We start from the raw sequence: 26,153 nt of genomic DNA on the forward strand, positions 1-26,153 counted from the left end.
AGCCTCCTTAAAACGGTTTGCGAATATCAGTAAAATGACCAGTAATAGCCGCGGCAGCTGCCATAGCAGGACTAACTAAATGTGTTCTGGCATCCCGCCCTTGGCGCCCTTCAAAATTACGATTACTAGTTGATGCGCAGCGATCCCCTGGTGCTAATTTATCGTCATTCATTGCAAGACACATAGAGCAACCTGGTAAGCGCCATTCAAATCCTGCATCAATAAAAATCTTATCTAACCCTTCGGCTTCAGCTTGTTCTTTCACTGGTCCTGAACCAGGTACAACTAATGCTTGTACACCTTCAGCAACTTTACGGCCTGTGGCAATTTGCGCAGCAGCTCGTAAATCTTCTATACGTGAGTTTGTACAAGAACCAATAAACACTTTATTGATTTTAATATCTGTCATTTTGGTGCCAGCGGTTAATCCCATATAAGCTAATGCACGCTCGGCAGAATGTTTTTCAATAGGATCAGCAAAATGATCAGGGTTCGGTACTGTTGCATCAATTGAAGTTACTTGACCTGGGTTAGTTCCCCAAGTGACTTGTGGTGCGATATCTTTGCCTTCTAACGTCACAACGGTATCAAAATGTGCACCTTCGTCGGTTTTTAGTGTTTTCCAATAAGCAACCGCTTTGTCGAAGTCTTCACCTTTTGGTGAAAATTGACGATCTTTTAAGTACTCAAACGTGACTTCATCTGGTGCAATTATGCCAGCTTTAGCACCCATTTCGATTGCCATATTGCATAATGTCATGCGACCTTCCATTGATAATGCTTTAATCGCATCTCCACAAAATTCAACCACATGCCCTGTACCACCAGCGCTAGTGGTTTTGCCAATAATCGCTAAGATAATATCTTTGGCGGTGATTCCGTCAGCAACTTGACCTTTGACTTCGATTTTCATGGTTTTAGCTCTGCCTTGTTTTAAGGTTTGAGTGGCTAACACATGTTCAACTTCGGAAGTACCAATGCCAAAAGCTAATGCACCAAAGGCACCATGGGTTGCGGTATGTGAATCGCCACAAACGATTGTCATACCCGGTAATGTCATTCCTTGTTCTGGTCCAACTACATGGACAATACCACGTAATGGGCTTTGTAAATCATATAACGAAACACCAAACTCTTTGGCGTTTTTTGCCAGTTCAGTTAATTGAATGCGCGCCATTTCGCTACAAGCATTTAAATCATTACTTTTGGTTGAAGTATTATGATCCATCGTCGCAAAAGTTTTATGAGGCTGACGAACTTTACGATTCATGGCACGCAAACCATCAAAGGCTTGTGGAGAGGTGACTTCATGAACTAAATGACGATCAATATATAATATGGGTGTTTCGTTTGGTGCTTCATAAACGACGTGTGCATCATATAATTTTTGATACAGTGTTTTTGACATTGCATATTCCTTATTATTTTTACAACTTAACTGCGTTGGGTTTTAGACATAATTTTATGAATACTAAGCTTAATTAGTCGCATTTAAGAGGGATACAAGTAGTTGTTTATTCTGCCTACTTGGCTTATCCCTAAGTGATACAATAAATAACATCAATCTGATTAAATGAGCTTACAAATTATGTCTCCCATTTCGTCAGTTGAAATCGGTTGTTCTTTTTGGGCTAAATCAATAGTACGGTAGCCTTGCTCTAGTGCTTTATTTACTGCGGTTTCGATAGCTGATGCAATATCATCACGTTTGAAACTGTAACGAACTAATAAAGCCAATGACAAGATTTGTGCAGCTGGATTGGCTATGTTTTTACCCGCAATATCTGGCGCACTACCACCTGCTGGCTCATATAGTCCAAAACCTTGCTCGTTCAAACTAGCCGACGGTAACATACCCATTGAGCCAGTTATCATAGCGCATTCATCAGACAAGATATCACCAAATAAATTTGAACATAAAATTACGTCAAATTGTGAAGGATCTTTAACTAATTGCATCGTAGCATTATCGATATACATATGCTCAAGTGTAACATCGGGGTAGTTTTTAGCGACTTCGCTAACCACTTCACGCCATAAAATTGAGGTTTGTAGTACATTGGCTTTATCAATTGACGTCACTTTTTTTCGGCGTAAACGTGCGGCTTCAAAACCCATTTTAGAGATTCGTTCAATTTCAAATCGGTGATACACTTCAGTATCAAAAGCCTTTTCTTGAGCACCGCTACCTTCGCGACCTTTTGGCAAACCAAAATAGATACCACCAGTTAATTCGCGCATGCATAAAATATCAAAACCACGCTGGGCAATATCAGCCCGTAATGGGCAAAGATCTTCTAAACCTTGATATAGACGAGCAGGGCGCATATTAGCAAATAATTTGAAATGTTTGCGTAGTGGTAATAACGCACCGCGTTCAGGTTGTTGGTCTGGTGGTAAGTTAGTCCATTTAGGCCCGCCAACAGATCCAAATAAAATCGCATCAGCTTTTTCGCATCCTTCTAGTGTTTCTTTCGGTAATGGACAGCCATGAATATCAATTGCTGCACCACCAACATCATATTCACTGGTCGTAATGGAAAGTTGATATTTTTTGCGGATAACTTCAAGCACTTTATAAGCTTGTTTCATTACTTCTGGACCAATACCATCACCAGGAAGCACTGCAATATGGTAGTTTTGTGACATATTTTATTCCTTTATAATCTCATTTAATTTTCTTATTTTGCTATTAAACGCGCAAAATAAATTATTTTTTAATCTTGGTGTAATTTTTGTTTTTCTTGGGCAACTTGATTTGCTCTATACACATTATTTAATACATTAATTAATGCGAGCGCTGATGAGTGAACAATATCGGTTGCAAGCCCAACACCATGGAATTTACGCCCTTTATAATCAGCAACAATATCCACTTGTCCTAAGGCATTTTCGCCTTGTCCTTTAGACGCTAATTGATATTTGACTATTGAAATAGGTTCACCAGTAATGCGATTTATGGCTTGGTAAACAGCATCAACAGGCCCATTACCCGTTGCTGCATCGGAAAATTTGTTATCTCCAATGATCAAACTAACCGATGCTGTAGATACAACAGTTGATCCAGATTGAACATTGAAGTAATCCAAAACATAATGTTCTTTTTCATCTTTTAGTTGATTGATAAATATTAATGCTTCTAGATCATAATCAAAAACTTGACCTTTTTTATCAGCAAGTTCTAAAAATGCTTCATAGAGTTGATCTAAATTATAATCTTTATCGTGATAACCTAATTCTTCAAGGCGATGTTTAACCGCTGCCCGCCCTGATCGAGATGTTAAATTTAATTGAATTTGATTTAACCCGATTGATTCAGGTGTCATAATTTCGTATGTTTCTCGATTTTTTAGCACACCATCTTGGTGGATCCCTGAGGAGTGGGCAAAAGCATTACTACCAATAACAGCTTTGTTAGCTGGGATTGGTGTATTGGTTATTTGGCTCACTATTTGGCTGGTACGATAAATCTCTTGATGATTAATATTGGTATGAACATTTAATATATTTTGACGGATTTTAATGGCCATGATGACTTCTTCAAGTGCGGTGTTACCCGCACGTTCGCCTAAACCATTCATCGCCCCTTCAATCTGCCTAGCACCTTCTTGAATCGCGCTAATCGAGTTAGCCACCGACATGCCCAAGTCATCATGGCAATGAACAGAGATAATCGCCTGATCAATGTTTGGGACACGTTCAAATAAGGTATGAATAATGCCACCAAATTGATAAGGGACAGTATAACCGACAGTGTCTGGAATATTGATCGTTTTTGCCCCCGCTTTAATTGCTGCTTCAACGATCCTACATAAGTTATCAATTGGGGTACGGCCTGCATCTTCACAAGAAAACTCCACATCATTAGTATAATTACGTGCACGCTTAATACAGTGCACTGCTCGTTCAATGACATCATCAAATGTCATTTTTAATTTATCTTTGACGTGTAAAGTTGATGTTGCCATAAAGGTATGAATACGAAACTCATCAGCATCCTTTAATGCTTCTGCTGCAACATCAATATCTTTATCGACACATCGAGATAAAGCACAAACTCGGCTATCTTTTATTGTTTTAGCAATCGTCTGTACTGATTCAAAATCACCTGGTGATGAAATGGGAAAACCAACTTCCATTACATCAACTCGCATTCTTTCTAACGCTAGCGCAATTTGTAGTTTTTCTTTAACACTCAAACTTGCTTGTAATGCTTGTTCACCATCACGTAGTGTGGTATCAAAAATAATGACATGATCGCTCATTGTTTTTCCTTTTATATATTTTAGCGCTATCTCGGTATTTCAAGTTAAAAAACAAAAAACCCGCACTTTAGCGCGGGTTCTTGTTAATCTGTCGAGTTGTTTAATAAACTATCTTTTTTACTCCACACACAAGCCATCCGCGCAAAATGATGCGAGAAGAAGGCTTAGGAGGAGAGGGTATAATTTAATCAACACATGTATTCCTAAATTTAACTACTTAAAAAGTGAATTGATTATATTTTTACCAAATGATATAAGTTGTGTCAATGATTATTTAAAATAAGGCGTGTTATCAAACGGAATAGAAAAAGGCTTAACAACTACAATCAATTTATTTATTGCATAAATAAGTTGAGCAATTTATGGCTAAGCTTATAATAATGTTATCTTTCTTTTATTGAGGATGAATATTATGAATATAGTTGATATTTCTCAAAAACGTTACACTACCAAACACTATGATCAAACTAAAAAAATTCCAATTGAACAATTTGACCAATTATTAACCGTTTTAAGAAACAGCCCATCATCGGTTAATTCACAGCCATGGCATTTTTATGTTATTGATAACGATGCAGCCAAGAACAAAATCTTACCTGCTATTGCTGAATTTAATAAGCCAAGAATAACAGGCGCCTCCCATACTATTGTTTTTTGTATTAAAACGCCATTAGATGAACCCCATTTGGTCAATTTGTTGAATCAAGAAGATAAAGATGGTCGATATCCATCGGCGGATCTTAAACAAGCACAAGATCAAGGTCGTCGGCACTTTGTAACACTCAATAGCGCGACCATTGAATCACAACAATGTTGGGAAAGTAAACAAGTCTATCTTGCCTTAGGGCAATTACTTTTTGCCGCTGCGGCAATTGGTGTGGATACAACAGCTATTGAAGGGTATGATGCTACTAAAATGGATGAAATTTTAGAGCTTAAAAGTAAAGGGCTTAAAAGTGTCGTGGTAGCAACATTAGGTTATCGAGCCGAAAATGACGGAAATGCTCACCGGCCAAAATCACGCCTACCCAAAGAGCAACTTTTTACTTTTTTGTAAGATAATAAAATAACAAGTTGTACCCTCCGCTTAAAGCTGTAATGAGGGTGGAGGTTCTTTTGCGATTTCTTTGTTTTTATTCTACTTAAATAGAATTAATATACCTGTGATATAAAAATTGTTATTATTTTTAGCTTCTTTATAAATCTTAAAAAAACTATTTTTTGCTTTAAATTATCACTATATTTTGATTATGCTTAATCTCCTATATCATATAAATAGTTATAGATTAGTTTGATTTTTTTAAACGTTTTTTTAAATCTGCTATTGAATTTAGTTAAGCTACTACGTTTAAAGAATCAAACAAAATCAAATGATTTAATCAGTGAAGAAAAATAATGGAATTGCTCACCTAGCCTCACAAACAACACTACCACAACAGCAAAAAAAGCGTTATGCATTACAAGCAATTGCTACTTTATTGTTAGGGATAACGATATCAGATAATGTCATTGCACTAACAGCGTTCGACCATATCGTATTGATGTTTATTCAGGGGGTGAAATTGTAACTAAATATCCTAAAGGCTATAACTCAGCAATATGGAGTGGTGATGGTTATAAGGAGGTTAATCGATTTCGTGTAGGATTTATAGCCGAGTCATTTCGACCTATTACTGGTTTTAAAGGGGGTTAAGTTTGACTTAATAGGTTCAGGAAATGAACAGCCAAAATACCGTTGTAGACACTAGCAATATCAATAATTGGGTAACTTTATCAGGAAACGGAAATAATGCATTGGGGAAAGGTTGTAAAGTTCTTTATGATAGTCGTCTTAAACCGAAGACCCCATTAACCATTAATATGGAATACACAGAAGATAACGGTAACAGTTGGAAAAATATTGGTAAAGTGGCTCTTCCGATACCTAAAAAATGGGCAATTCTTATTGATCATAAAATTGATTATAAAAGTATGGGTTCTGTTGACTTTAGTGGTAGGTAAGTGGCGTTTGATGAATGCCGTAAAGTTATTGATGGTCATGAAACATCAGCAACAACACGAGAACAAGTTAATGATTTTTCTGACGCAGGAAAATCTTGGCGGCAAAAATATCTGTATAGAAGGAATGAATTAATTTACTTGATGCTGATTTACCAGAAGGTACTGTTACACTTCCTACACAAGGGACATATAGACCTTCCCGTGATTTAGGTACATTTCTAGGAGAATGGGGAGCCGCCTCGATATATAGTCAAGGCGGCGGAGATTTTATATGGACATCTGAAATGTACCGAGCCGATAAGCCTTTTTCTATTAATGGATGGGCTCTAAGAGGTCAGATTTATGGTGATGAGTATGACCTCGGTTCTGCTCAGCCCTCTCAAACATTCTGTCGAGGCGAGAATATCCCCTAGAAAATTAATACTAGAATAGTTATTTGTTTAGGTTATATTATTGGGTTATTTATTTTATAACCCTATTATTTGATAGCTTTTCTGCTGATGGTGAGCATTACCTCTAGTTTGAGAATACTCATGGTGTATTGGTGTCTAAAATATATTTATCAATTATAACTTATAGGGAGACTATGTAATAACTTAAAAGCCATATATTGTTAATTGGTACACAATTGCCTTATAAAATAATTTCAAAAAGCCGTAATAGATAATTAATATTGGTATTGATTACGGCTGTATAAAAGTGATCTTTCCTTGTCTGCGGATTTGCAACTGATTTTGATATAACAAGTGAATGGAGGGTGATGTTTACAAATTTTAACAGAAAAGTCTATTCATTTACTTTAAAGTGATTTAATGTTCGTTTATAATCAACTTGATTATATTGTGATAACGTAATTATTTCGAATTTTGAAATCGACAATACTTTAAATTAAAGTATCCACCAAAAGCGATCAATTTGATTAGTGTTAAATTGAATAACCATTTAATTTTATTATAAAAAAATTAAAATTATGCTGTAGAAACTTGAAATTTTGGAAAGGTAATGATATAATGAAAACAACAGCCCAACAGCCCAACAGCCCAACAGCCCAACAGCCCAACAGCCCAACAGCCCAACAGCCCAACAGCCCAACAGCCCCATTTTGAACGTTTATCTCTAAATTTTAGTTATCCCCATCTTACAATTAATTCTTCATGTTTGTCGTTATGGTCAAAAACGATTTCTTTAATAAAAATGGTAAAGATGCATATCCAAAAGGCATTAGTAATGCCTATCTTGACTGTCAGACATTGTTTGTTTGGAATTATATTGACATTATTAAATTTGATAGTGCCCTTTCAAGCTATTGCATTATCTGCGATTACATCAAATGTGATCCATGGAAGTCGCCCTTATATAACCCTTGATGGTGGTAGAACCCATATAAATTCATCCGAACCTTTACTCAGCATAAAATTATCTGGTGGTCGATTGATTACCTCTCAAGAAGATACATCAAGTAGCCAAAAACCAATCATACTATCGGGAAATTTAGAATCTATTCGTGATATTCAAACTTTTGTACCAATAGATGGAAATAATACTTACCCACAAATAGATATTCAAAAATTGATGGGTGCCCCATATCATTATTGGGGAGATGACGATGGTGATGGCGATATTTTGGCAAATGGAAAGTTATCTCTAGAATGGTACGATGCAAACCAAAATATAACAGCAGAAGTAAAAAAAAATCCATCGTACAAGTTGGATGCTTGTAAAGCACCATATCGATTATTTATTACTACAGGAGAATCTTTAACGTTGTCGACACGTTATGGTATTCCGAATAAAACTATTTATAAACAGAGTTCTCATTCATATTATTTTAAACCAAGTGCACCATCGGTTTGTTATGCTCAACCTAATTTATCAAACGACTCCAGTAATAACACTGAATATAAAGATTTAGATGGTCCGGATTGGGTAAAAGGAAAAGGATTTGTTCCACAAGATATAAACAATCCACAACGTAATTTCCCATCGACAGGAACAAATAATGTTTATTTTTATTTATTATTAGCAAACGTAACGCCCGAAGATATTATCTCAGCTAATGGCGCTAGGGTATTCCCTGAATCAGGGAGTGGAGTTAGTTTAGCTTTATCATCTGCACGAACACCAGGTTGGGGAAAAGGCTCACGAGATGTAGCTTTAAAGATAGTACTAAAAGGGCCAGTAAACAGTAGTGCTAATAAAAATTTTAGCCCCTCTACATTTAAGCTTTATTCAGATAGAGCCAAAAGTAAAGTTTTGTATAGCTTTAAAATTGAAAGATGGTATATAGCCCAAGGTGCTCATATTAATGCATCTGTGCAAGACACAAAAGATTACTGTAACCGAATTGGATACCGAGTGCCGAGTGTTGCTGATTATACTAATGCAAATAATAATGATATATGGACTGGAGGTATTCCCGGAAGAAATATCAATGGTTATCGTCGACAATTAAGCTATCGCGGCGGTAATGGTAAGTGGATAGGTGGATTGTTGAATGAATGGGGAACCTTATTTAATAATCCTAACCACTATCTTGGAATTGATGGTTGGGAAACTAGCCATCCTCAAGATTGGTATTGGGTAATTGATACATACAAGGGAGAACCAATTCGGGTCGATCTGGGGGATGGAGATTTCTATGATTCTAAATCAACCAATGGTAATCTCAGAGCGGCTTGTGTTAAGCCGTAGTTAAATTGTTTTATCTGTTCAGCAAATAGTTTGACTCTGTAACTTTTAAAGTTACAGAGGTGATTACGAGTAAGTTAATTATAGAACTTACTCGCATTGTTTACAGTAATTTGCGAAAAAACTGTAATAAATAGACATAAAAAAGCAAAATTAACCCCTAATGAGTTTGTAAGGTTTTTTTTAGCTATGAAGTGTAATTCCTTCGAGGTTTTCTTAATAGTGTTGTTCATTATAGTTATGTAAAAATGATAACTCTTTTCATAAAGGTCTTTTCACATAGATATTGAATCTATTCTTTTATTTTTCATAATGAAATGAATGAGGGATAACTTTACAAATCTTAACAAAAATACCCACATGTTTACTTTAAAGTGGTATTAAATTTGTTTATAATCGACAAAATATTTTGTGATACTACGAGCACTTTTTGCATGAGCATCGAAAATATTTAAAATAAAAGTAATTAATTTGGTTATTGTAAAAATTAATAACATATTAATTTTATTATAAAAAGGTGCAGTAAAACTTGAAATATGGAAAAGGTATTGATATAATGAATCAGCACAGCAGCACAGCAGCACAGCAGCACAGCAGCACAGCAGCACAGCAGCACAGCAGCACAGCAGCACAGCAGCACAGCAGCACAGCAGCACAGCAGCACAGCAGCACAGCAGCACAGCAGCACAGCAGTCACATTTTGAACGTTTATCTCTAAATTTTAGTTATCCCCATCTTACAATTAATTCTTCATGTTTGTCGTTATGGTCAAAAACGATTTCTTTAATAAAAATGGCAAAGATGCATATCCAAAAGGCATTAGTAATGCCTATCTTGACTGTCAGACATTGTTTGTTTGGAATTATATTGACATTATTAAATTTGATAGTGCCCTTTCAAGCTATTGCATTATCTGCGATTACATCAAATGTGATCCATGGAAGCCGTCCTTATATAACTCTTGATGGCGGTAGAACCCGTATAAATTCATCCGAACCTTTACTCGGTATAAAATTATCTGATGGTCGATTGATTACCTCTCAAGAAGATACATCAAGTAATCAAAAACCCATCATACTATCGGGAAATTTAGGATCTATTCGTGATATTCAAACTTTTATACCAATAGATGGAAATAATACTTACCCACAAATAGATATTCAAAAATTGGTAGATGCCCCATATCATTATTGGGGAGATGATGATGGTGATGGCGATATTTTGGCAAGTGGAAAGTTATCTCTAGAATGGTACGATGCAAACCAAAATATAACAGCAGCAGTAAAGAAAAATCCATCGTACAAGTTGGATGCTTGTAAAGCGCCATATCGATTATTTATTACTACAGGAGAATCTTTAACGTTGTCGACACGTTATGGTATTCCGAATAAAACTGCTTATAAACAGAGTTCCCATTCATATTATTTTAAACCAAGCGCACCATCGGTTTGTTATGCTCAACCTAATTTATCAAACGATTCCAGTAATAATACTGAATACAAAGATTTAGATGGTCCGGATTGGGTAAAAGGAAAAGGGTTTGTTCCACAAGATATAAACAATCCACAACGTAATTTCCCGTCGACAGGAACAAATAATGTTTATTTTTATTTATTGTTAGCAAACGTAACGCCCGAAGAGATTATCTCAGTTAATGGCGCTAGCGTATTCCCGGAATCAGGGAGTGGAGTTAGTTTAGTTTTATCATCTGCACGAACACCAGGTTGGGGAAAAGGCTCACGAGATGTAGCTTTAAAGATAGTACTAAAAGGGCCAGTAAATAGTAGTGCTAATAAAAATTTTAGCCCTTCTACATTTAAGCTTTATTCAGATAGAGCCAAAAGTAAAGTCTTGTATAGCTTTAAAATTGAAAGATGGTATATAGCCCAAGGCGTTAATATTAATGCATCCGCGCAAGACGCAAAAAATTACTGTAACCAAATTGGATACCGAATGCCAAGTGTTGCAGATTATACTAATGCAAATAATGATGATATTTGGACTGGAGGTATTCCCGGAAGAAATATCAATGGTTATCGCCGACAATTAAGCTATCGCGACGGTAATGGTAAGTGGATTGGCGGGCTATTTAATGAATGGGGAACCTTATTTAACAATCCTAATCACTATTTAGGTCTTGATGACTGGGAAACTGATCATCCCCAAGATTGGTATTGGGCAATTGATACATATAAAGGAAACCCAATTCGGGTCGATTTAGGGGATGGAGATTTATATTATAATGAACTAACTTATGGGCTATACAGAGCTGCTTGTGTTAAGCCGTAGTTAAATTTGTTTTATCTGTTCAGATAATAGTTTGACTCTGTAACTTTTGAAGTTACAGAGGTTATTAAAATTGTGTACTTTCTAGCAATCTTAACAATTAAAACACAACGCTTTTTATGTACAATTAGCAGATGTAGATTTATCGAAAATAAGAGATAATCATTTTTGTTAATAAATCTGGTTGTGTTTTACAAAACTTAACATAAAAGCTATTTTTTACTTTAACGTCGCATTATAATGAGTTTTGTATTATAAATACCCCCATAGTTAGTACAAAACAGACGTAGAAAATCATGTTACTTGTTTTTGTGTTTTATATTTAATGGGCGCCATATTATTTAATGTCTTGTGCGGTTTTTGAGTATTATAAATGGTGAGCCATTGTTCGATCATTCTCCTTGCTTGCTCAAGGTTGTTAAAAAGAGACAAATCTAGCACTTTTGTTCGATAAATCCGGTTAAATCGTTCAAAATCCCTAAATTGAATGTTATTACTAATATTAATTAATTCTACAAAAGTTAAAACGTTCGAAATATAACACCATATTTTCATTAGAAAATTGCCAACGCCTTAAAGTTGAATCGTTTCCATCTTCACATTTCTTTACAAAAAAATTCGACAAAAACTAGCCAACTATTTTTTCAGCGGTTATAATTTGATCGCTTTAGGGAGTTAAGCTTATTAAATAAGCGAACAGTTATAAAAATCTAAATAAAACAAAATATTACTTGACAGGTGGGACGTAATGCATTATCATTTTAGACACCAGACACCAGACACCAGACACCAGACACCAGACACCAGACACCAGACACCAGCAAACCTGCGTCTTAAATTTATCAAATAACGCCCTTAGGCGATTTTTCACACTTTCCTCTTTTATATCCTCGAAGTTATCGCTTAAATTATTATCGAAATTGTCCCGAAAAATCTTGTTGTTATTGGGACTGTTATTATTGCCATATTCATGGAGTTTAGAGGCATTAATCAGTAAACATGGTCGAGCGAATAATCATCGTAGCGATGCCATAATGTTACCGCCGTCCGAAAACCCGTGTCTAAAATATTATACAGGCGGGGATGCAAGTTCAGCTGACATATGGATATGGAATCCTGATTATTATTTTGAATCAAGCGCGCCATTGGTTTGTTATGCTCAACCTAATTTATCAAACGATTCCAGTAATAACACTGAATATAAAGATTTAGATGGTCCGGATTGGGCAAAAGGAAAAGGGTTTGTTCCACAAGATATAAACAATCCACAACGTAATTTCCCATCGACAGGAACAAATAATGTTTATTTTTATTTATTATTAGCAAACGTAACGCCCGAAGATATTATCTCAGCTAATGGCGCTAGGGTATTCCCTGAATCAGGGAGTGGAGTTAGTTTAGCTTTATCATCTGCACGAACACCAGGTTGGGGAAAAGGCTCACGAGATGTAGCTTTAAAGATAGTACTAAAAGGGCCAGTAAACAGTAGTGCTAATAAAAATTTTAGCCCCTCTACATTTAAGCTTTATTCAGATATAGCCAAAAGTAAAGTTTTGTATAGCTTTAAAATTGAAAGATGGTATATAGCCAAAGGTGCTCATATTAATGCATCTGTGCAAGATACAAAAAATTACTGTAACCAAATTGGATACCGAATGCCGAGTGTTACTGATTATACTAATGCAAATAATAATGATATTTGGACTGGAGGTATTCCCGGAAGAAATATCAATGGTTATCGCCGACAATTAAGCTATCGCGACGGTAATGGTAAGTGGATTGGCGGGCTATTTAATGAATGGGGAACTTTGTTTAATCACTCTGATCACTATTTAGGTCTTGACGACTGGGAAACTGAGCATCCTCAAGATTGGTATTGGACAATTGATACATATAAAGGAAACCCAATTCGGGTCGATTTAGGGGATGGAGATTTATATTATAATGAACCAACTTATGGGCTATACAGAGCTGCTTGTGTTAAGCCGTAGTTAAATTTGTTTTATCTGTTCAGATAATAGTTTGACTCTGTAACTTTTTGAAGTTACAGAGGTGATTACGAGTAAGTTAATTATAGAACTTATTCGCACTGTTTACAGTAATTTGTGAAAATACTGTAATGAGTAGATATAAAAAGGCAAAATTAACGCCTTATGAGTTTTTAGCGGATTGTTTTAATGATGAAGTGTAAACAACTCGATGTTTTACTATATTAAAATAACACGCAATGTGTTATTAACATTATTACATATTGCGGCTTTTTGAGATGTGATATAAAACTATTTCTAGTATATATTCTTAATTAACAATTTATTGATAATATATTTAAAAATAAAATGTTTTTACTAGGCTTAAACAAATATAATCTCCCATTTTTTAATTCTATCAGTATTTAAGATACATTATTGTATAAGCAATTAGAGCATTCTTGTAAATAACCCTAGACCCAATCCTAAGAATCGCTACAATATACGCCATTAGTCATATAGCAAATACTTTTTGCTATTTTTAATCAATTAAACGGATGATGTTTTATGGCGCAATATGTTTATACCATGAATCGAGTAGGGAAGATTGTTCCCCCTAAACGCTATATTTTAAAAGATATTTCTTTAAGTTTTTTCCCAGGAGCTAAAATTGGGGTGCTGGGTTTAAATGGGGCAGGTAAATCAACATTATTACGCATTATGGCGGGTGTTGATACCGAAATTGAAGGCGAAGCACGACCACAATCTGATATTAGGATTGGCTATTTACCGCAAGAGCCTAAGCTTGATCCTAAGCAAACCGTGCGCGAAGCGGTTGAGCAAGCCGTTGGTGATGCTAAAAAAGCACTTGCTCGACTAGATGAGGTATACGCCGCTTATGCTGATCCTGATGCCGATTTTGATAAATTAGCCAAAGAGCAAGCGGAGCTTGAGGCAATTATCCAAGCGCAAGATGCCCATAACCTTGATAATCAATTAGAGCGGGCAGCCGATGCATTACGCTTACCTGCTTGGGATGCCAAAATTGAAACATTATCTGGTGGTGAACGCCGTCGAGTGGCAATTTGTCAGTTGTTACTTGAAAGACCTGATATGTTATTAATTGACGAACCAACCAACCATTTAGATGCTGAATCGGTTGCATGGCTAGAGCGATTTTTACATGATTACGAAGGTACTGTTGTGGCCGTTACTCATGACCGTTACTTTTTAGATAATGTGGCAGGTTGGATTTTAGAACTTGACCGTGGTGAGGGTATTCCATGGGAAGGTAACTACTCATCTTGGCTTGAACAGAAAGATCAGCGTTTAGCACAAGAAGCCTCAACCGAATCGGCTCGCCGAAAATCGATTGAAAAAGAGCTTGAGTGGGTACGGCAAAATCCAAAAGGGCGTCAAGCAAAAAGTAAAGCACGTTTAGCTCGTTTTGAAGAACTAAACAGCAACGATTACCAAAAACGTAACGAAACAAACGAACTCTTTATTCCACCTGGACAACGTTTAGGTGACAAAGTAATTGAAGTCAATAACTTAACCAAATCATATGGTGATCGCGTGCTTATTGATAACCTCTCATTTAGCATTCCAAAAGGTGCGATAGTTGGTATTATCGGGCCAAATGGAGCAGGTAAATCTACGCTATTTAGAATGCTATCAGGTAAAGAACAACCCGATTCAGGAACCATTACTTTAGGTGAAACCGTGCAGTTAGCTTCGGTTGATCAGTTCCGCGATAATATGGATGATAAAAAAACGGTTTGGGATGAAATCTCAAACGGTCAAGATATTATGCGTATCGGCAATTTTGAAATTCCTAGTCGGGCTTATGTTGGTCGTTTTAACTTTAAGGGGGTTGATCAGCAAAAACGTGTTGGTGAACTTTCAGGTGGTGAAAGAGGGCGCGTACATTTAGCCAAATTATTGCAAGTGGGTGGCAATGTTTTGCTGCTTGATGAGCCGACCAATGATTTAGATGTTGAAACATTGCGTGCACTTGAAAATGCTCTGTTAGAATTTCCGGGGTGTGCATTAGTTATTTCACATGATCGCTGGTTCCTTGATCGCATTGCGACTCACATTTTGGATTATCAGGACGAAGGACATGTTGAATTCTTTGAAGGTAACTTTACTGAATACGAAGAATGGAAAAAACGTACACTCGGCGCTGAGGCATTAGAGCCTAAACGTGCTAAATATAAGCGAATCACTAAATAGGTTTAATTTTCATTTCATTCCGCCAATGTCTGTTGGCGGAATAGCGTTACTTTCCTGATATCGTTTTTCAGATAGTTTAAAGCCTATTTTTAGATGCTTTAATGATTTTGGCAAAGGTGTCAGTGAGCAAGCGTGGGATGGCAGTTATTCCCCGTGCTTTTGCATCATCACAAATAGCAATAGCGAGATCTGGCTTTGAGCTTTTATGGATGGCTTTTTGAATAATTTGATGTACAGGTAGATCGATATGCTGTGTTGTGTTGTAAGCAGCAAGTTTATAAACATGACTAAATCCATGTTTAAATAAAAAATTTTCAATATCACGAGCGGGTAAAACGGTTAAGTAGTCATTAGGATCTTTATCTTCACCGCCCAGTGATTTGACGGTATCTTCATATTTTTTACCCGCCATATCGCCATCAGTAATAACATACCAATGAATTCCCATTTTATTGGCATATTTTATCAGTGGTTTTAACCCACATTGTGCAAACTCAATTAGCTGAACGCCTTCAGAGCTCAAATGATAACCACTTTGCTTTGCTAATTCACGTAATAACCAAACTTCGGTTTCACCTTCAACTAATAGCCAACAACGAGCAAATAATGCACTAGAGCGTCGATAAAGAATATGAAACACAATACGGCGACTATCACTCATACTTAATGATGTAGCAGTAATATGTTTTGCGACAATTTTATCAGGCAAGCGAATTAATCGGTAAAGACTTTCTAATGGAAATAATGAGACTAAATCACTTGAGTTTGAGGTAATAATTTTTTGTGTAGGGAAGTTTTTTAGTAACCGAAATGCGACAGATAAAATGATGGGGTGTAGCGAACTTTCAGGCTCTTGTAAAATTAAAATCGGCATTGAACTTTGTAAAAGTGAATAATCGCCTTTAGCATCAATAATCGATCCAAAAATGCCTAAAAATACCGTCCGTAAATAATCATTATCAAAACTGTCTAATATATCATTAATTTGTTCTAAAACGTTCCAATCCTCTGCGCTTGGCGAGCTTTTTAGTGGGGATTGCTTATAATGATAGCGGTGTGTTTGATCGGCAAAGTAATATTCTAATAATGAGCGTGCAGCTTGCAGACCCCGAGCTAATTCATCTTGCGTTAATTTGGCGCAATGTGCTTTTAATTGGCAGGAAAGTTGCTCAATGTTTTTTTCAGATTGTGGCTGATTAGTAATAGGTAATTGGGCTTTATCCATAGCATTTTTAAGCGCCATAACTGGATTTAGGCTGATTAAAAGTGCAATTAACGATCTTTCATTTTCAATATTACATGGTTTGCCTTGTAAATTGAGCAATTTATGTTGTGTGATAATTTGATTGTTTTGTTTATTAGCCGAAATTTGATAAGTAATGCGATGCAGGTTATCTTGTGTTGATAGATAGGCAACAGCGCGTAATGGCTGATAATCTTTATGGTTTAACTCATTTAAATGCGATTGGCAATAAGTGACGGTAATGGTGATATTATCGACATTACCGTCGTGTTGGTCATGATAAAAATCAGAATCAACAAATTGATAAAACTTATTATTGAGTGATAACAGTTGTAAAGCGCTAATTAAACTTGATCGCCCCCAACGGTTTTCGCCTATTAGTACGCTAGAACTTGCATTGAATTTTAACGATAGCTGGCTGATACCTTTAAACCCACAAATATCAATTTGTTCAATAAACATAGCAATCCTTATTTAAAGATGGTATTTTTCGGTTCGCTTACGAATTCGCTCCGATTTTTTGTGTGCACTGTTAATTAGTGGTTGTTGTTCTTGCAAAATGGTTTTTAACGATTTATCAAAATAAACTTTTAAAAATAAAAGAATATCGCGGTTAGTCAAGCCAATTTTAGTCGACGAAAAATACAGCCCAATAAGATCTTTATCTCGCCAACGGGTTGGTACTTTATTGCGAGTTTGTGCTCGGTGCAAATCAATAACCGATAATTTAATTTGTTGTTTATTTTCAAATAAGGGTAAATCCAACAAAAAATGACACAAATAACAATCACGATGATTAACCCCCGCAGCGTGCATTTTTGCCACCATTTTCGCTAAATAAATAATTAAAGAACGCTTTAAATGATAGCTAGGTGGCTGAGTGAGCCATGGCTTGGTAAAATCTTCTAAACTAATTGTTGGATTAAGATCTTTGGTAATAATAAACGAATGGCGTGTTAGTGGATTTAAACCTTTACGGCCAAATGCTCGCCCATCCATAGTATTAACGCCAGCTTGCGCTAAACGATGAATGGCATCCCATTCTTGCTTGGCATCTAACACGGGTAGACGTAACGATATGAGGTTTTTAATAATCTCTTTAATCGTTGTACCCCGATGAATTTTAATAAAATAAGATTCACCCTCAAGCTCAAAATTTAGCGTTTTACGTTGCTTAACAGCACGATATACTTTACCCGAGATTAACTCGATTTCTGCAAAGGGATCTTTACCTGTCCATAATTGCTGAAAAGGCGATTTGAGTTTTATTTCATTCATCATCGTTACAACCTAAAATAATATCGGTGGCGCGAGTGGCTAAATCGTATAGATCAGCCGTTTTCCCGTAGTTAATCGCATTATGATGCCATGTTAATAATTGATCGTGATTAGTGATAGCATTTTTAACGGCCTGATTGAGATCCGATTGTACAAAAGGCTCAGCAAGAACCACACCAGCCTTGGCATCGTGTATGTGATAAGCATATCCCGAAACACCCGATACAATAACGGGGACACCAGCAGCTAATCCTTCGACTAAAACCATACCAGCAGCTTCTTGCCTTGCTGGATGCAATAGTAAATTAGCTGAAAATAAAATATCGGCAATGTCATCACGGCCCGCTAAAAAACGGACTTGCTGATCAATCCCCAGTTGTTTTGCTTGTTTTTGATAGGCTTCTGGTTTGTCTTGCCCTACCACTAAAAAAGTGACTTTTTGCTTTAATTCATAGGGTAAAGTCGCAATGGCGGTTAGTGAACGATCAACGCCTTTGCGTTTAAAATCCGAGCCAATTTGCACAATCACAAAACTGTGTTCATCAATTTGATTGGTTTGTCTAAATTGCTTGCCTTTAGCGATCGACTCAGCATTATATTGGCGATCTTGAGCAATGCCAGGCGGTAACAGATAAAACCTTGATAGATCAGTATGATAATATTTAACAAAGTCAGCGATTTGCTGCTTAGTTAAAAGCATCACTTTAGTTTGGCTATGTTGATTAAACACCGCATCTTCAAAGGCTAAATAGTGTTTACAGCGTTTTGATAACTTATATAAAAAGCCTTTATGGGCCACTTTATCTGCATAACAGGTATCGCCCGCAAAATAGACATCTAAGTCAGGCATTTTATTAAACCCAACTACACAATCGACGGGGTTCGCTTGCAAATGGGCTTTTACCCAATGGTAATAAGATTGATTACGATTATGGTTAGATAAGCCTTTTTTCGGAACCAAGATAATATCAAATCCAGCAGGCTTATCACCTTGCCATGCCATTACATAGATCCGAACGTGGTGGCCACGAGCTTGACAAGCCCTAGCTATTTGTAAAAAATCACGTTGCAAGCCACCAAAAGGAAAATATTTATAGATACAAAATGCTAGTTGCATGCAGGTTGCCTCAAGTTTGAAAGGGGTATTATATACTTGTTGATAAGCAAGGTGCAAAAATAGCTGATTTTAATAAAAGAAGAGCAAAAATCGGTCAGAAAAGTCATTGATTTTATTGAATTTTTTTATTTTTAATAAAATCAATAACTTCCTTTGGTTTAACCAACAAAAAATTCTCCACAAACCCTATTAATAAAATTCAAGTTACGCCTTAATCTAAATTAAAAAAGTATTTTAATTGTCGAACTATTTAGTTAATATCATTACGTTATTAAAGTATTTGATTTTTTATTTTAAAACTATCATCCTCAAACATAACGTTGCTTGAAGTAAAGCAACTAACTTCGTAAAATAAACAAAATTTTATTTCTGGTCTATCATGCAACTTCATCTAGTCGTTAATACCTTTGGTTCCGATCTTCAGCGCCGATATGGGGAAAAAATCTATAAGCTAACCTTGCATGGGGGATTTAGCTGTCCAAATCGTGATGGCACTATTGGCATGGGCGGATGCACTTTTTGTAATGTGGCTTCAATTATTGATGAATCTATTCAAGTGAAATCAATTGCTGATCAATTGGTTTCACAAGCTCATCAAATGAAAAAATCCAAGCGCTATCTTGCTTATTTTCAAGCTTATACTAGCACTTATGCTGAAGTTGCCATACTAAAAAATATGTACGAGCAAGCGCTAAATAGTACTGATATTGTTGGGCTTTGTGTTGGTACTCGCCCAGATTGTGTACCCAGTGAAGCGCTTGATTTGCTTGCCAGTTATCAAGCACAAGGTTTTGAAGTTTGGTTAGAGTTGGGCTTACAAACTGCTCACGATAAAACCTTACACGATATAAATCGTGGGCATACTTTTAACGATTATCATCAAACCGTACAAAAAGCGCGTAAACTTGGTATTAAAGTGTGCACTCACTTAATTATTGGGTTACCTAAAGAAACCAAACAAGATAACTTAATAACTCTAGATCAAGTGTTAAATAGTGGTGTTGACGGTTTAAAGTTACACCCTTTGCATATTGTGGATGGTAGCATTATGGCAAAAGCATGGCGAGCTGGGCGTCTTGACGTTTTATCATTAGATCAATATGTCGATATTGCTGGCGATATCATTAGGCAAACACCCTCCAATATTTTATATCACCGCATTTCGGCTAATGCTAGAAAACCAACCCTGCTTGCGCCAGATTGGTGTGAAAATCATTGGCAATCGATGAACGCTGTCGATCAGAATTTACGCCAGTTTGGTGCTCAAGGTAGCGCCATTGGGGATTGCTACTACTTTAAGTTCTAGTCGTTCTAGAAGCGACTAACAACTATAATAACATTAACATCATTAATAACGGCTAGTTAAAATAGAAATGGATTTAATGCATATGGAAATATTATTGACGATATCCCTTGATCCTTGCCAAAATATTGGCCATGTTTACCTTGATAAATAACTTATAAAACATGCAATACTGGACAAAACTTTACATTACGTTATACTGGTTAACGAAATTAACCAGACAATCGCTGCTTTGTTGTAGTCCTTTATTAAAGGAGACAAACAAAGGGGAGGAAAGTCCGGGCTCCATAGGGCAGAGTGCCAGGTAACGCCTGGGGGGCTTTTGCGAGAGCAAAAGTTTACGACAAGTGCAACAGAGAGCAAACCGCCGATGGCTTATTGATAAGATCAGGTAAGGGTGAAAGGGTGTGGTAAGAGCACACCGCACAATTGGTAACAGTTGTGGCATGGTAAACTCCACTCGGAGCAAGGTCAAATAGGGATTCTTTGGCGCGGCCCGCGTTGAATCCGGGTAGACTGCTTGAGCTAATACGTGAGTATTAGCCTAGAGGAATGATTGTCCACGACAGAACCCGGCTTATCGGTTAATTTCAATATTTCTTAACTTTGCTCATTAATACTATTTTTTGGTCGAATTTTTTAATTTATTTTTCTGGGCTAACCAACGTTTTAATACTAGCCAGATCGAAAAAAGCAAGCCGATTACTAATAAAAACACTGGGATCAGCATTAATAGCGACATAATTTGTTTTTCATAAGTTTTGAAAATAGGTGATAACCCAAATAGATATCCCAATGTCACAATTAAGGTAATCCATAATGTTGCACTAATCCAATTATAAATATGGAATTTTCGACTATGTAGCCCTGACAATCCTGCCATCATCGGTAACAATGTACGTACGAAAGCAATAAACCGTCCAATAAATAGAGCTTGTAATCCGTACTTATGGAATAATACTTCAGATTTATGATGGTATTTTTCAGGAATATGTGCCATCCAACCTTGTACAAGCTTAGTATTACCAAGCCACAAACCTTGTGCATAACCTAACCACGTTCCAAATGCTGCGCCAGAAATTAAAATAAGGTTGATTAAACCAAAATGGAATACATTTTGACTAATTAACACACCAGTTAGAAATAATAAACTATCACCAGGTAAAAAAGCTGCGGGTAATACGCCATTTTCTAAAAGAATAATAACAAATAACATACCATATAATGTCCATAGCACATTAGGATTTGAAAGTGTTGCTATATCCATGTTAACAAATGCTTGGTAAAGTGTAATTATTGTTTCCATTTATTTTAATATCCCATCCTCATATTGTTTTTATTGGCTAATGGTACCACCAACGGTTAAATTATTCACTTTTAATGTAGGTTGTCCGACCCCAACAGGAATGCTCTGTCCTGCTTTACCACAAACGCCAACACCAGAATCTAATTCAAGGTCATTACCAACCATTGCCACCTGTTGCATCGTTTCAATACCTGAACCAATTAGTGTTGCGCCTTTTACTGGTGTTGTTATTTTGCCTTTTTCAATCAAATAGGCTTCTGAGGTTGAAAAGACAAACTTACCAGAGGTAATATCTACCTGCCCTCCCGCAAAATTAGGGGCATATAGTCCATAATCAACACTGCTAATAATATCGTCAAAAGAAGAATTGCCAGTTAACATATAGGTATTTGTCATTCTTGGCATCGGTAAACACGCATACCCTTCACGACGTCCATTACCAGTTGAGTATGTATTCATCAATTTTGCGTTGAGTTTATCGAACATATAGCCCTTTAAAATGCCATTTTCAATAAGCACTGTTTTTTGGCTAGGCGTTCCTTCATCATCAATAGAGAGTGACCCGCGTCGATTTTCGATAGTGCCATCATCAACAATAGTACACAATTCTGAGGTAACTTGTTCACCTATTTTTCCTGAAAAAACCGAGGTGTTTTTGCGGTTAAAGTCACCTTCCAAGCCATGCCCTACCGCCTCATGTAACAATACACCAGGCCAACCAGCACCTAAAACAACGGGCATTGTTCCTGCTGGCGCTGCTTTAGCTGAAAGAGCAACAAGTGCTAGGCGTACCGCTTCTTGAGTGTAGCTATCAACATAGCTTTCTGTCGTTTTAGGGTTAATGGTTAAAAAATATTCATAACCAAATCGCCCACCACCACCGCTACTTCCTCGTTCGCGTTTACCTGATTGTTCAACTAGCACAGAAACAGATAATCGAGCCAAAGGCCGAATGTCAGCACGTAATGTACCATCAGTCGTTGCGATTAAAATATCTTCGTAGCTCCCTGTTAAACTGCATGATACTTCGATAACTCTTGGGTCAATTGAGCGTGCCAATTTGTCAACTTTTTGCAACAATGCAATTTTCTGTTCTTGAGAAAACGAATTGATTGGGTTGATTGAAGGGTATATCGGCACTGTTTGCGTAGACTTAAACGGAGTTACTACTATAGGTGTTTGTAATTTAGTTATTGAATTTGCTGCTAATACACTTTGTTCTAAACGTGCTAACGAAAGTTGATCTGTATATGCAAACCCCGTTTTTTCACCGATAATAGCCCTAACGCCAACTCCTTGATCACGGTGAAATGAGGCATTTTTTATAATACCATCTTCAAGTAACCAACTTTCATAGTAACCCGATAAGAAATACAAATCACCAAAATCAATTTGCCTTGCGCTAAGCATATCAAGCAGATGTAAAAGATCTTGTTGGTTTAGATTATTTGGATTGAGTAATCGTTCACTCACTTGATTTAGTATCATAAATTCCTTAATTTTTAAATGTGGATGCGAGCTTGTTTATAATTGATTATAGATATCCAATTATAATGGCTTTTTAGCTTTCATCACTTTTATTCTTAACGTATCGTTTTCTGAAACTCTTTTTTACAAAATAGTTTTGATTACATTAATACAACATCGTATTGTTCTTGAATATAAAGCGGTTCAACTTTCACTTCGACGCGTTTACCCACAAAGATTTCAACTTCAGCTAAAGCGTGTGATTCATCATTAGTTAACGCATTAGCTACGGCAGCTGAAGCATAAACTAAAAAATACTCCGAGTGATGCGCTTTATACACACGAACGATTTCACGCAAAATTTCGTTACAAATAGTTTCTACTGATTTGACCATGCCTCGTCCTTTGCAAGCAGGGCACTGTTCGCACAAAATATGCCCGATACTTTCGCGTGTTCGTTTGCGTGTCATTTCGACCAAACCTAAACTCGAAAATAAATTAACGGTAGTTCTTGCTCGATCTTTAGATAAAGAATCATGGAGTGATTGTAACACCCGTTCACGATGCAGATCTTCTTGCATATCAATAAAATCAATAATAATAATGCCACCTAAATTACGTAAACGCAATTGGCGAGCAATCGCAATTGTTGCCTCAATATTGGTATTAAAAATCGTTTCTTCTAAATTTCGATGACCTACAAATGCGCCAGTATTGATATCAATGGTTGTCATAGCTTCAGTTTGATCAATAATCAAATACCCGCCAGATTTCAATTTGACTTTACGATCTAATGCTCTTTGGATCTCGTTTTCGGTATCATAAAGATCGAAAATGGGAATATTACCACGATAATGCGATAATTTACTGGTCACTTCGGGCATAAATTCTTGTGTGAATTCAATTAATAAATCATATGTTAACTTTGAATCCACCAAAATCCGTTCAATTGGCGCGCCAACAAAATCACGCAACACACGTTGTGATAATGCCAATTCACCATATATTAGATTTTTGCTTACTGGGCGTGCCATCCGCTGTTGAATTTTAGCCCAAAGTCGTTTTAGAAAATTGGCATCTTGCTCTAATTCATATGCATTTGCGCCTTCTGCTGCGGTTCTAACAATAAATCCGCCTTCGTTGGTTACATATTGCTCTACAATACTTTTTAGCCTTTCGCGCTCTTGTTCGCTTTCTATGCGTTGTGAAGTGGCCACATGCGCAGAATTTGGCCCAGGCATTAATACTAAATAACGTGATGGTAAAGTTATATCGGTTGTCAGCCTAGCGCCTTTAGTGCCCAGAGGATCTTTAACTACTTGCACCATTAAATCTTGCCCTTGGCGGACAAGTTCAGAGATATCTTTTACTTGAAATTGTTCTTGTTCAGTATCAGATACACACTCAGTATGAGGCATAATATCTGATGCATGTAAAAAAGCCGCTTTTTCAAGCCCAATGTCCACAAAAGCCGCCTGCATTCCAGGTAATATACGGATTACTTTACCTTTATAGATGTTGCCAACAATACCTCGTCTAGATTCACGATCAACATGAATTTCTTGTAGTACGCCATCTTCAATATAAGCGACGCGAGTTTCAGACGGTGTTATATTCATTAATAATTCAACAGACATAAGATTCCTTTTTAATTGATAGCAAAGTTTCGTCTTATTAGCCGCAAAAATAGATAGATGACAATCCATAATAAGCCATCAATACAACTTGATAGCAAAATTAATGGTGATATCGTTATAGTATGATAGATACTGACTTGGAGTAAAAATACCAGTAAATTATAACATACTGATACCCCAAAAATAATAAACGATTGTTGCCACAAAGCTAAATTGCGTATCAATTGGAATTTAAAAACAAGTAAATAAGCAATACATGAATAAATAAAAGCATGGCTTCCCAAAATCGAGCCTGTGCATAGATCTATCAATGCTCCAAATACAAAAGCGGTTCCAATCCCAACTCGATGTGGAAGTGCAATTAACCAATAAGCAAAAATAAGGAGCAGCAAATGTGGTTTAAATATATTATATTCTGGTGACCACGGTATAATTTGCAAACATAAGCCAATAAATAACGTTATCCAAATAATCAATATTCGATTACGTTCCCTCATGTTTCACTCCTTGATTTTCCCCTAATAACAATAAATAACGTAAGCGTTTTAAATCAGCTGTTGGTGTTGCTGAAATAATAGGCGTTGAATCTGTAAGATCTAGTTTTACTGAGCTGACTATCGCAACAGGATAACCTTCAGGGAATCGTCCATCAAGCCCAGAAGTAACTAAAACATCACCTACTTTTATGTCCACGTTATTAGGCATAAATTCTAATATTAAATCATTATTACATCCGTTACCCACAGCGATCATACCAATATCATTTCTTTGCACCTGAACAGGTATTGCATGTTGATAATCGCACACTAAAATTGCACGGCTGGTTGATTGAGCCGTTTCATAAATTTGTCCAATAATGCCTTTTTCATCTACAACAGGCTGCCCAACATAAACACCATCTTGTTTGCCTTTATTGACAACAAATTGATAAACATAAGGATTGGTATCTGTAAGTAATACTTGCGCAGCCATCTTATGTTCATCATGCCTTAAAGGAGAGCCTAGCAATTCACGAAGTCTTGCATTTTCATGTTTTAAATGGTTAAGTAATAATAGATCATTCTTTTGTTGTAATAAGTTTTCATGCAATTTTGCATTTTCATCTATTAAGGCTTCTCGCGTTTTAGACATTTCATAAAGCGAATCAAACGACGACTTTGGTGCATCTGAAACATAATATAAGGGCGAAATAATGGTATCTAAATAGTAGCGAATCTCTTTAAATGGGCGATAATTGATATCTAATACAATTAGGATCAATGCAAGCGCCAGAGAAGTAAATAATTGTACACTGAGAGGCGAACGTTTAGAAAAAAGTAATTTCATTGTTCAGTACTTACCTGTTTTATACTTGAGATCT

The 26,153-nt window shown here is 36.4% G+C and carries 21 protein-coding genes and 1 other RNA gene; 10 read left to right on the forward strand and 12 right to left on the reverse strand.

The window, feature by feature from the left end:
* Positions 1–7: 7 nt before the first annotated feature.
* The 3 genes from leuC to leuA all read right to left on the reverse strand — a co-directional run bounded on the left by leuC (position 8) and on the right by leuA (position 4,265).
* Positions 8–1,408, reverse strand: coding sequence for a 3-isopropylmalate dehydratase large subunit (gene leuC / locus A9G40_RS01590; RefSeq protein ID WP_065581609.1), 1,401 nt, complete (start codon positions 1,406–1,408; stop codon positions 8–10).
* Between the two features lie 161 nt (positions 1,409–1,569).
* Positions 1,570–2,649, reverse strand: a complete 1,080-nt coding sequence (leuB, locus tag A9G40_RS01595) for a 3-isopropylmalate dehydrogenase (RefSeq protein ID WP_065581610.1) — start codon at positions 2,647–2,649, stop codon at positions 1,570–1,572.
* A 68-nt stretch (positions 2,650–2,717) separates the two neighbouring features.
* Entirely contained in the window at positions 2,718–4,265 is a 1,548-nt protein-coding gene (gene leuA, locus A9G40_RS01600) for a 2-isopropylmalate synthase (protein WP_065581611.1), read from the reverse strand.
* Between the two features lie 412 nt (positions 4,266–4,677).
* Here leuA and nfsB point away from each other — a divergent pair, with 412 nt between their 5' ends.
* The 6 genes from nfsB to A9G40_RS01630 all read left to right on the forward strand — a co-directional run bounded on the left by nfsB (position 4,678) and on the right by A9G40_RS01630 (position 11,243).
* Entirely contained in the window at positions 4,678–5,322 is a 645-nt protein-coding gene (gene nfsB, locus A9G40_RS01605) for an oxygen-insensitive NAD(P)H nitroreductase (protein ID WP_065581612.1), read from the forward strand.
* Between the two features lie 325 nt (positions 5,323–5,647).
* Positions 5,648–5,833 (forward strand): hypothetical protein, encoded by a 186-nt coding sequence (locus A9G40_RS01610; protein WP_065581613.1) that lies wholly within the window; start codon positions 5,648–5,650, stop codon positions 5,831–5,833.
* 148 nt (positions 5,834–5,981) lie between these two features.
* Positions 5,982–6,266 (forward strand): hypothetical protein, encoded by a 285-nt coding sequence (locus A9G40_RS01615; protein ID WP_065581614.1) that lies wholly within the window; start codon positions 5,982–5,984, stop codon positions 6,264–6,266.
* Between the two features lie 1,227 nt (positions 6,267–7,493).
* Positions 7,494–8,957 carry a hypothetical protein gene (locus A9G40_RS01625; protein WP_065581616.1) on the forward strand — a complete coding sequence of 488 codons (1,464 nt, stop codon included), beginning with the start codon at positions 7,494–7,496 and terminating at the stop codon, positions 8,955–8,957.
* Positions 8,958–9,483: 526 nt separating this feature from the next.
* Positions 9,484–9,672 carry a hypothetical protein gene (locus tag A9G40_RS14860; RefSeq protein ID WP_176700418.1) on the forward strand — a complete coding sequence of 63 codons (189 nt, stop codon included), beginning with the start codon at positions 9,484–9,486 and terminating at the stop codon, positions 9,670–9,672.
* A 107-nt stretch (positions 9,673–9,779) separates the two neighbouring features.
* Entirely contained in the window at positions 9,780–11,243 is a 1,464-nt protein-coding gene (locus A9G40_RS01630) for a hypothetical protein (RefSeq protein WP_065581617.1), read from the forward strand.
* A 291-nt stretch (positions 11,244–11,534) separates the two neighbouring features.
* Here A9G40_RS01630 and A9G40_RS01635 read toward each other — a convergent pair whose 3' ends face one another.
* Entirely contained in the window at positions 11,535–11,795 is a 261-nt protein-coding gene (locus A9G40_RS01635) for an integrase core domain-containing protein (RefSeq protein WP_065581618.1), read from the reverse strand.
* A gap of 404 nt (positions 11,796–12,199) precedes the next feature.
* Here A9G40_RS01635 and A9G40_RS01640 point away from each other — a divergent pair, with 404 nt between their 5' ends.
* Both A9G40_RS01640 and ettA read left to right on the forward strand, forming a co-directional pair.
* Positions 12,200–13,231: a hypothetical protein gene (locus A9G40_RS01640; RefSeq protein ID WP_065581619.1), complete on the forward strand. Its 1,032-nt coding sequence runs from the start codon at positions 12,200–12,202 to the stop codon at positions 13,229–13,231.
* 543 nt (positions 13,232–13,774) lie between these two features.
* Positions 13,775–15,442: an energy-dependent translational throttle protein EttA gene (ettA, locus tag A9G40_RS01645; protein ID WP_065581620.1), complete on the forward strand. Its 1,668-nt coding sequence runs from the start codon at positions 13,775–13,777 to the stop codon at positions 15,440–15,442.
* A 76-nt stretch (positions 15,443–15,518) separates the two neighbouring features.
* Here the strand turns inward: ettA and A9G40_RS01650 are convergent, their stop codons facing one another.
* Genes A9G40_RS01650 through A9G40_RS01660 form a run of 3 tightly spaced genes read right to left on the reverse strand, consistent with a single transcriptional unit; the run spans position 15,519 to position 19,080 of the window.
* Positions 15,519–17,147, reverse strand: coding sequence for a DUF2813 domain-containing protein (locus A9G40_RS01650; RefSeq protein ID WP_065581621.1), 1,629 nt, complete (start codon positions 17,145–17,147; stop codon positions 15,519–15,521).
* Between the two features lie 12 nt (positions 17,148–17,159).
* Complete coding sequence (gene rfaP / locus A9G40_RS01655) at positions 17,160–17,963, reverse strand: lipopolysaccharide core heptose(I) kinase RfaP (RefSeq protein ID WP_176700423.1); 804 nt, start codon at positions 17,961–17,963, stop codon at positions 17,160–17,162.
* Positions 17,956–19,080: a glycosyltransferase family 4 protein gene (locus tag A9G40_RS01660; protein WP_065581622.1), complete on the reverse strand. Its 1,125-nt coding sequence runs from the start codon at positions 19,078–19,080 to the stop codon at positions 17,956–17,958. The genes rfaP and A9G40_RS01660 overlap by 8 nt, the downstream gene beginning before the upstream one ends.
* 379 nt (positions 19,081–19,459) lie before the next feature.
* Between A9G40_RS01660 and A9G40_RS01665 the strand changes: the two genes are divergently transcribed.
* The gene (locus A9G40_RS01665; RefSeq protein WP_065581623.1) at positions 19,460–20,386 is read left to right on the forward strand and encodes a TIGR01212 family radical SAM protein; all 927 of its coding nucleotides are present in this window, start codon (positions 19,460–19,462) and stop codon (positions 20,384–20,386) included.
* 205 nt (positions 20,387–20,591) lie between these two features.
* An RNA gene (gene rnpB / locus A9G40_RS01670) (RNase P RNA component class A) lies at positions 20,592–20,979 on the forward strand.
* A gap of 23 nt (positions 20,980–21,002) precedes the next feature.
* Here rnpB and A9G40_RS01675 read toward each other — a convergent pair.
* The 5 genes from A9G40_RS01675 to mreC all read right to left on the reverse strand — a co-directional run bounded on the left by A9G40_RS01675 (position 21,003) and on the right by mreC (position 26,119).
* Entirely contained in the window at positions 21,003–21,689 is a 687-nt protein-coding gene (locus A9G40_RS01675) for a DedA family protein (protein ID WP_065581624.1), read from the reverse strand.
* A 30-nt stretch (positions 21,690–21,719) separates the two neighbouring features.
* Complete coding sequence (gene tldD, locus A9G40_RS01680) at positions 21,720–23,177, reverse strand: metalloprotease TldD (protein ID WP_065581625.1); 1,458 nt, start codon at positions 23,175–23,177, stop codon at positions 21,720–21,722.
* Positions 23,178–23,317: 140 nt separating this feature from the next.
* The gene (gene rng, locus A9G40_RS01685) at positions 23,318–24,793 is read right to left on the reverse strand and encodes a ribonuclease G (protein ID WP_065567739.1); all 1,476 of its coding nucleotides are present in this window, start codon (positions 24,791–24,793) and stop codon (positions 23,318–23,320) included.
* 11 nt (positions 24,794–24,804) lie between these two features.
* Positions 24,805–25,290, reverse strand: a complete 486-nt coding sequence (gene mreD, locus A9G40_RS01690) for a rod shape-determining protein MreD (RefSeq protein ID WP_065567738.1) — start codon at positions 25,288–25,290, stop codon at positions 24,805–24,807.
* Positions 25,277–26,119 carry a rod shape-determining protein MreC gene (mreC, locus tag A9G40_RS01695; protein WP_065581626.1) on the reverse strand — a complete coding sequence of 281 codons (843 nt, stop codon included), beginning with the start codon at positions 26,117–26,119 and terminating at the stop codon, positions 25,277–25,279. Before mreC ends, mreD begins: the two co-directional genes overlap by 14 nt.
* Positions 26,120–26,153 lie beyond the last annotated feature (34 nt).

Source organism: Gilliamella sp. Nev3-1, from assembly GCF_001690435.1.
GTDB classification, from domain to species: domain Bacteria; phylum Pseudomonadota; class Gammaproteobacteria; order Enterobacterales; family Orbaceae; genus Gilliamella; species Gilliamella apicola_C.

Coding starts and splice junctions, on each gene's coding strand:
- leuB (WP_065581610.1), bottom strand. CDS start 2,649: ATGTCACAAAACTACCATATTGCAGTGCTTCCTGGTGATGGTATTGGT.
- A9G40_RS01650 (WP_065581621.1), bottom strand. CDS start 17,147: ATGTTTATTGAACAAATTGATATTTGTGGGTTTAAAGGTATCAGCCAG.
- A9G40_RS01675 (WP_065581624.1), bottom strand. CDS start 21,689: ATGGAAACAATAATTACACTTTACCAAGCATTTGTTAACATGGATATA.
- A9G40_RS01665 (WP_065581623.1), top strand. CDS start 19,460: ATGCAACTTCATCTAGTCGTTAATACCTTTGGTTCCGATCTTCAGCGC.
- tldD (WP_065581625.1), bottom strand. CDS start 23,177: ATGATACTAAATCAAGTGAGTGAACGATTACTCAATCCAAATAATCTA.
- nfsB (WP_065581612.1), top strand. CDS start 4,678: ATGAATATAGTTGATATTTCTCAAAAACGTTACACTACCAAACACTAT.
- leuC (WP_065581609.1), bottom strand. CDS start 1,408: ATGTCAAAAACACTGTATCAAAAATTATATGATGCACACGTCGTTTAT.
- leuA (WP_065581611.1), bottom strand. CDS start 4,265: ATGAGCGATCATGTCATTATTTTTGATACCACACTACGTGATGGTGAA.
- ettA (WP_065581620.1), top strand. CDS start 13,775: ATGGCGCAATATGTTTATACCATGAATCGAGTAGGGAAGATTGTTCCC.
- mreC (WP_065581626.1), bottom strand. CDS start 26,119: ATGAAATTACTTTTTTCTAAACGTTCGCCTCTCAGTGTACAATTATTT.
- A9G40_RS01630 (WP_065581617.1), top strand. CDS start 9,780: ATGCCTATCTTGACTGTCAGACATTGTTTGTTTGGAATTATATTGACA.
- A9G40_RS01615 (WP_065581614.1), top strand. CDS start 5,982: ATGAACAGCCAAAATACCGTTGTAGACACTAGCAATATCAATAATTGG.
- A9G40_RS01635 (WP_065581618.1), bottom strand. CDS start 11,795: ATGAAAATATGGTGTTATATTTCGAACGTTTTAACTTTTGTAGAATTA.
- A9G40_RS01625 (WP_065581616.1), top strand. CDS start 7,494: ATGCCTATCTTGACTGTCAGACATTGTTTGTTTGGAATTATATTGACA.
- A9G40_RS01660 (WP_065581622.1), bottom strand. CDS start 19,080: ATGCAACTAGCATTTTGTATCTATAAATATTTTCCTTTTGGTGGCTTG.
- mreD (WP_065567738.1), bottom strand. CDS start 25,290: ATGAGGGAACGTAATCGAATATTGATTATTTGGATAACGTTATTTATT.
- rng (WP_065567739.1), bottom strand. CDS start 24,793: ATGTCTGTTGAATTATTAATGAATATAACACCGTCTGAAACTCGCGTC.
- rfaP (WP_176700423.1), bottom strand. CDS start 17,963: ATGAATGAAATAAAACTCAAATCGCCTTTTCAGCAATTATGGACAGGT.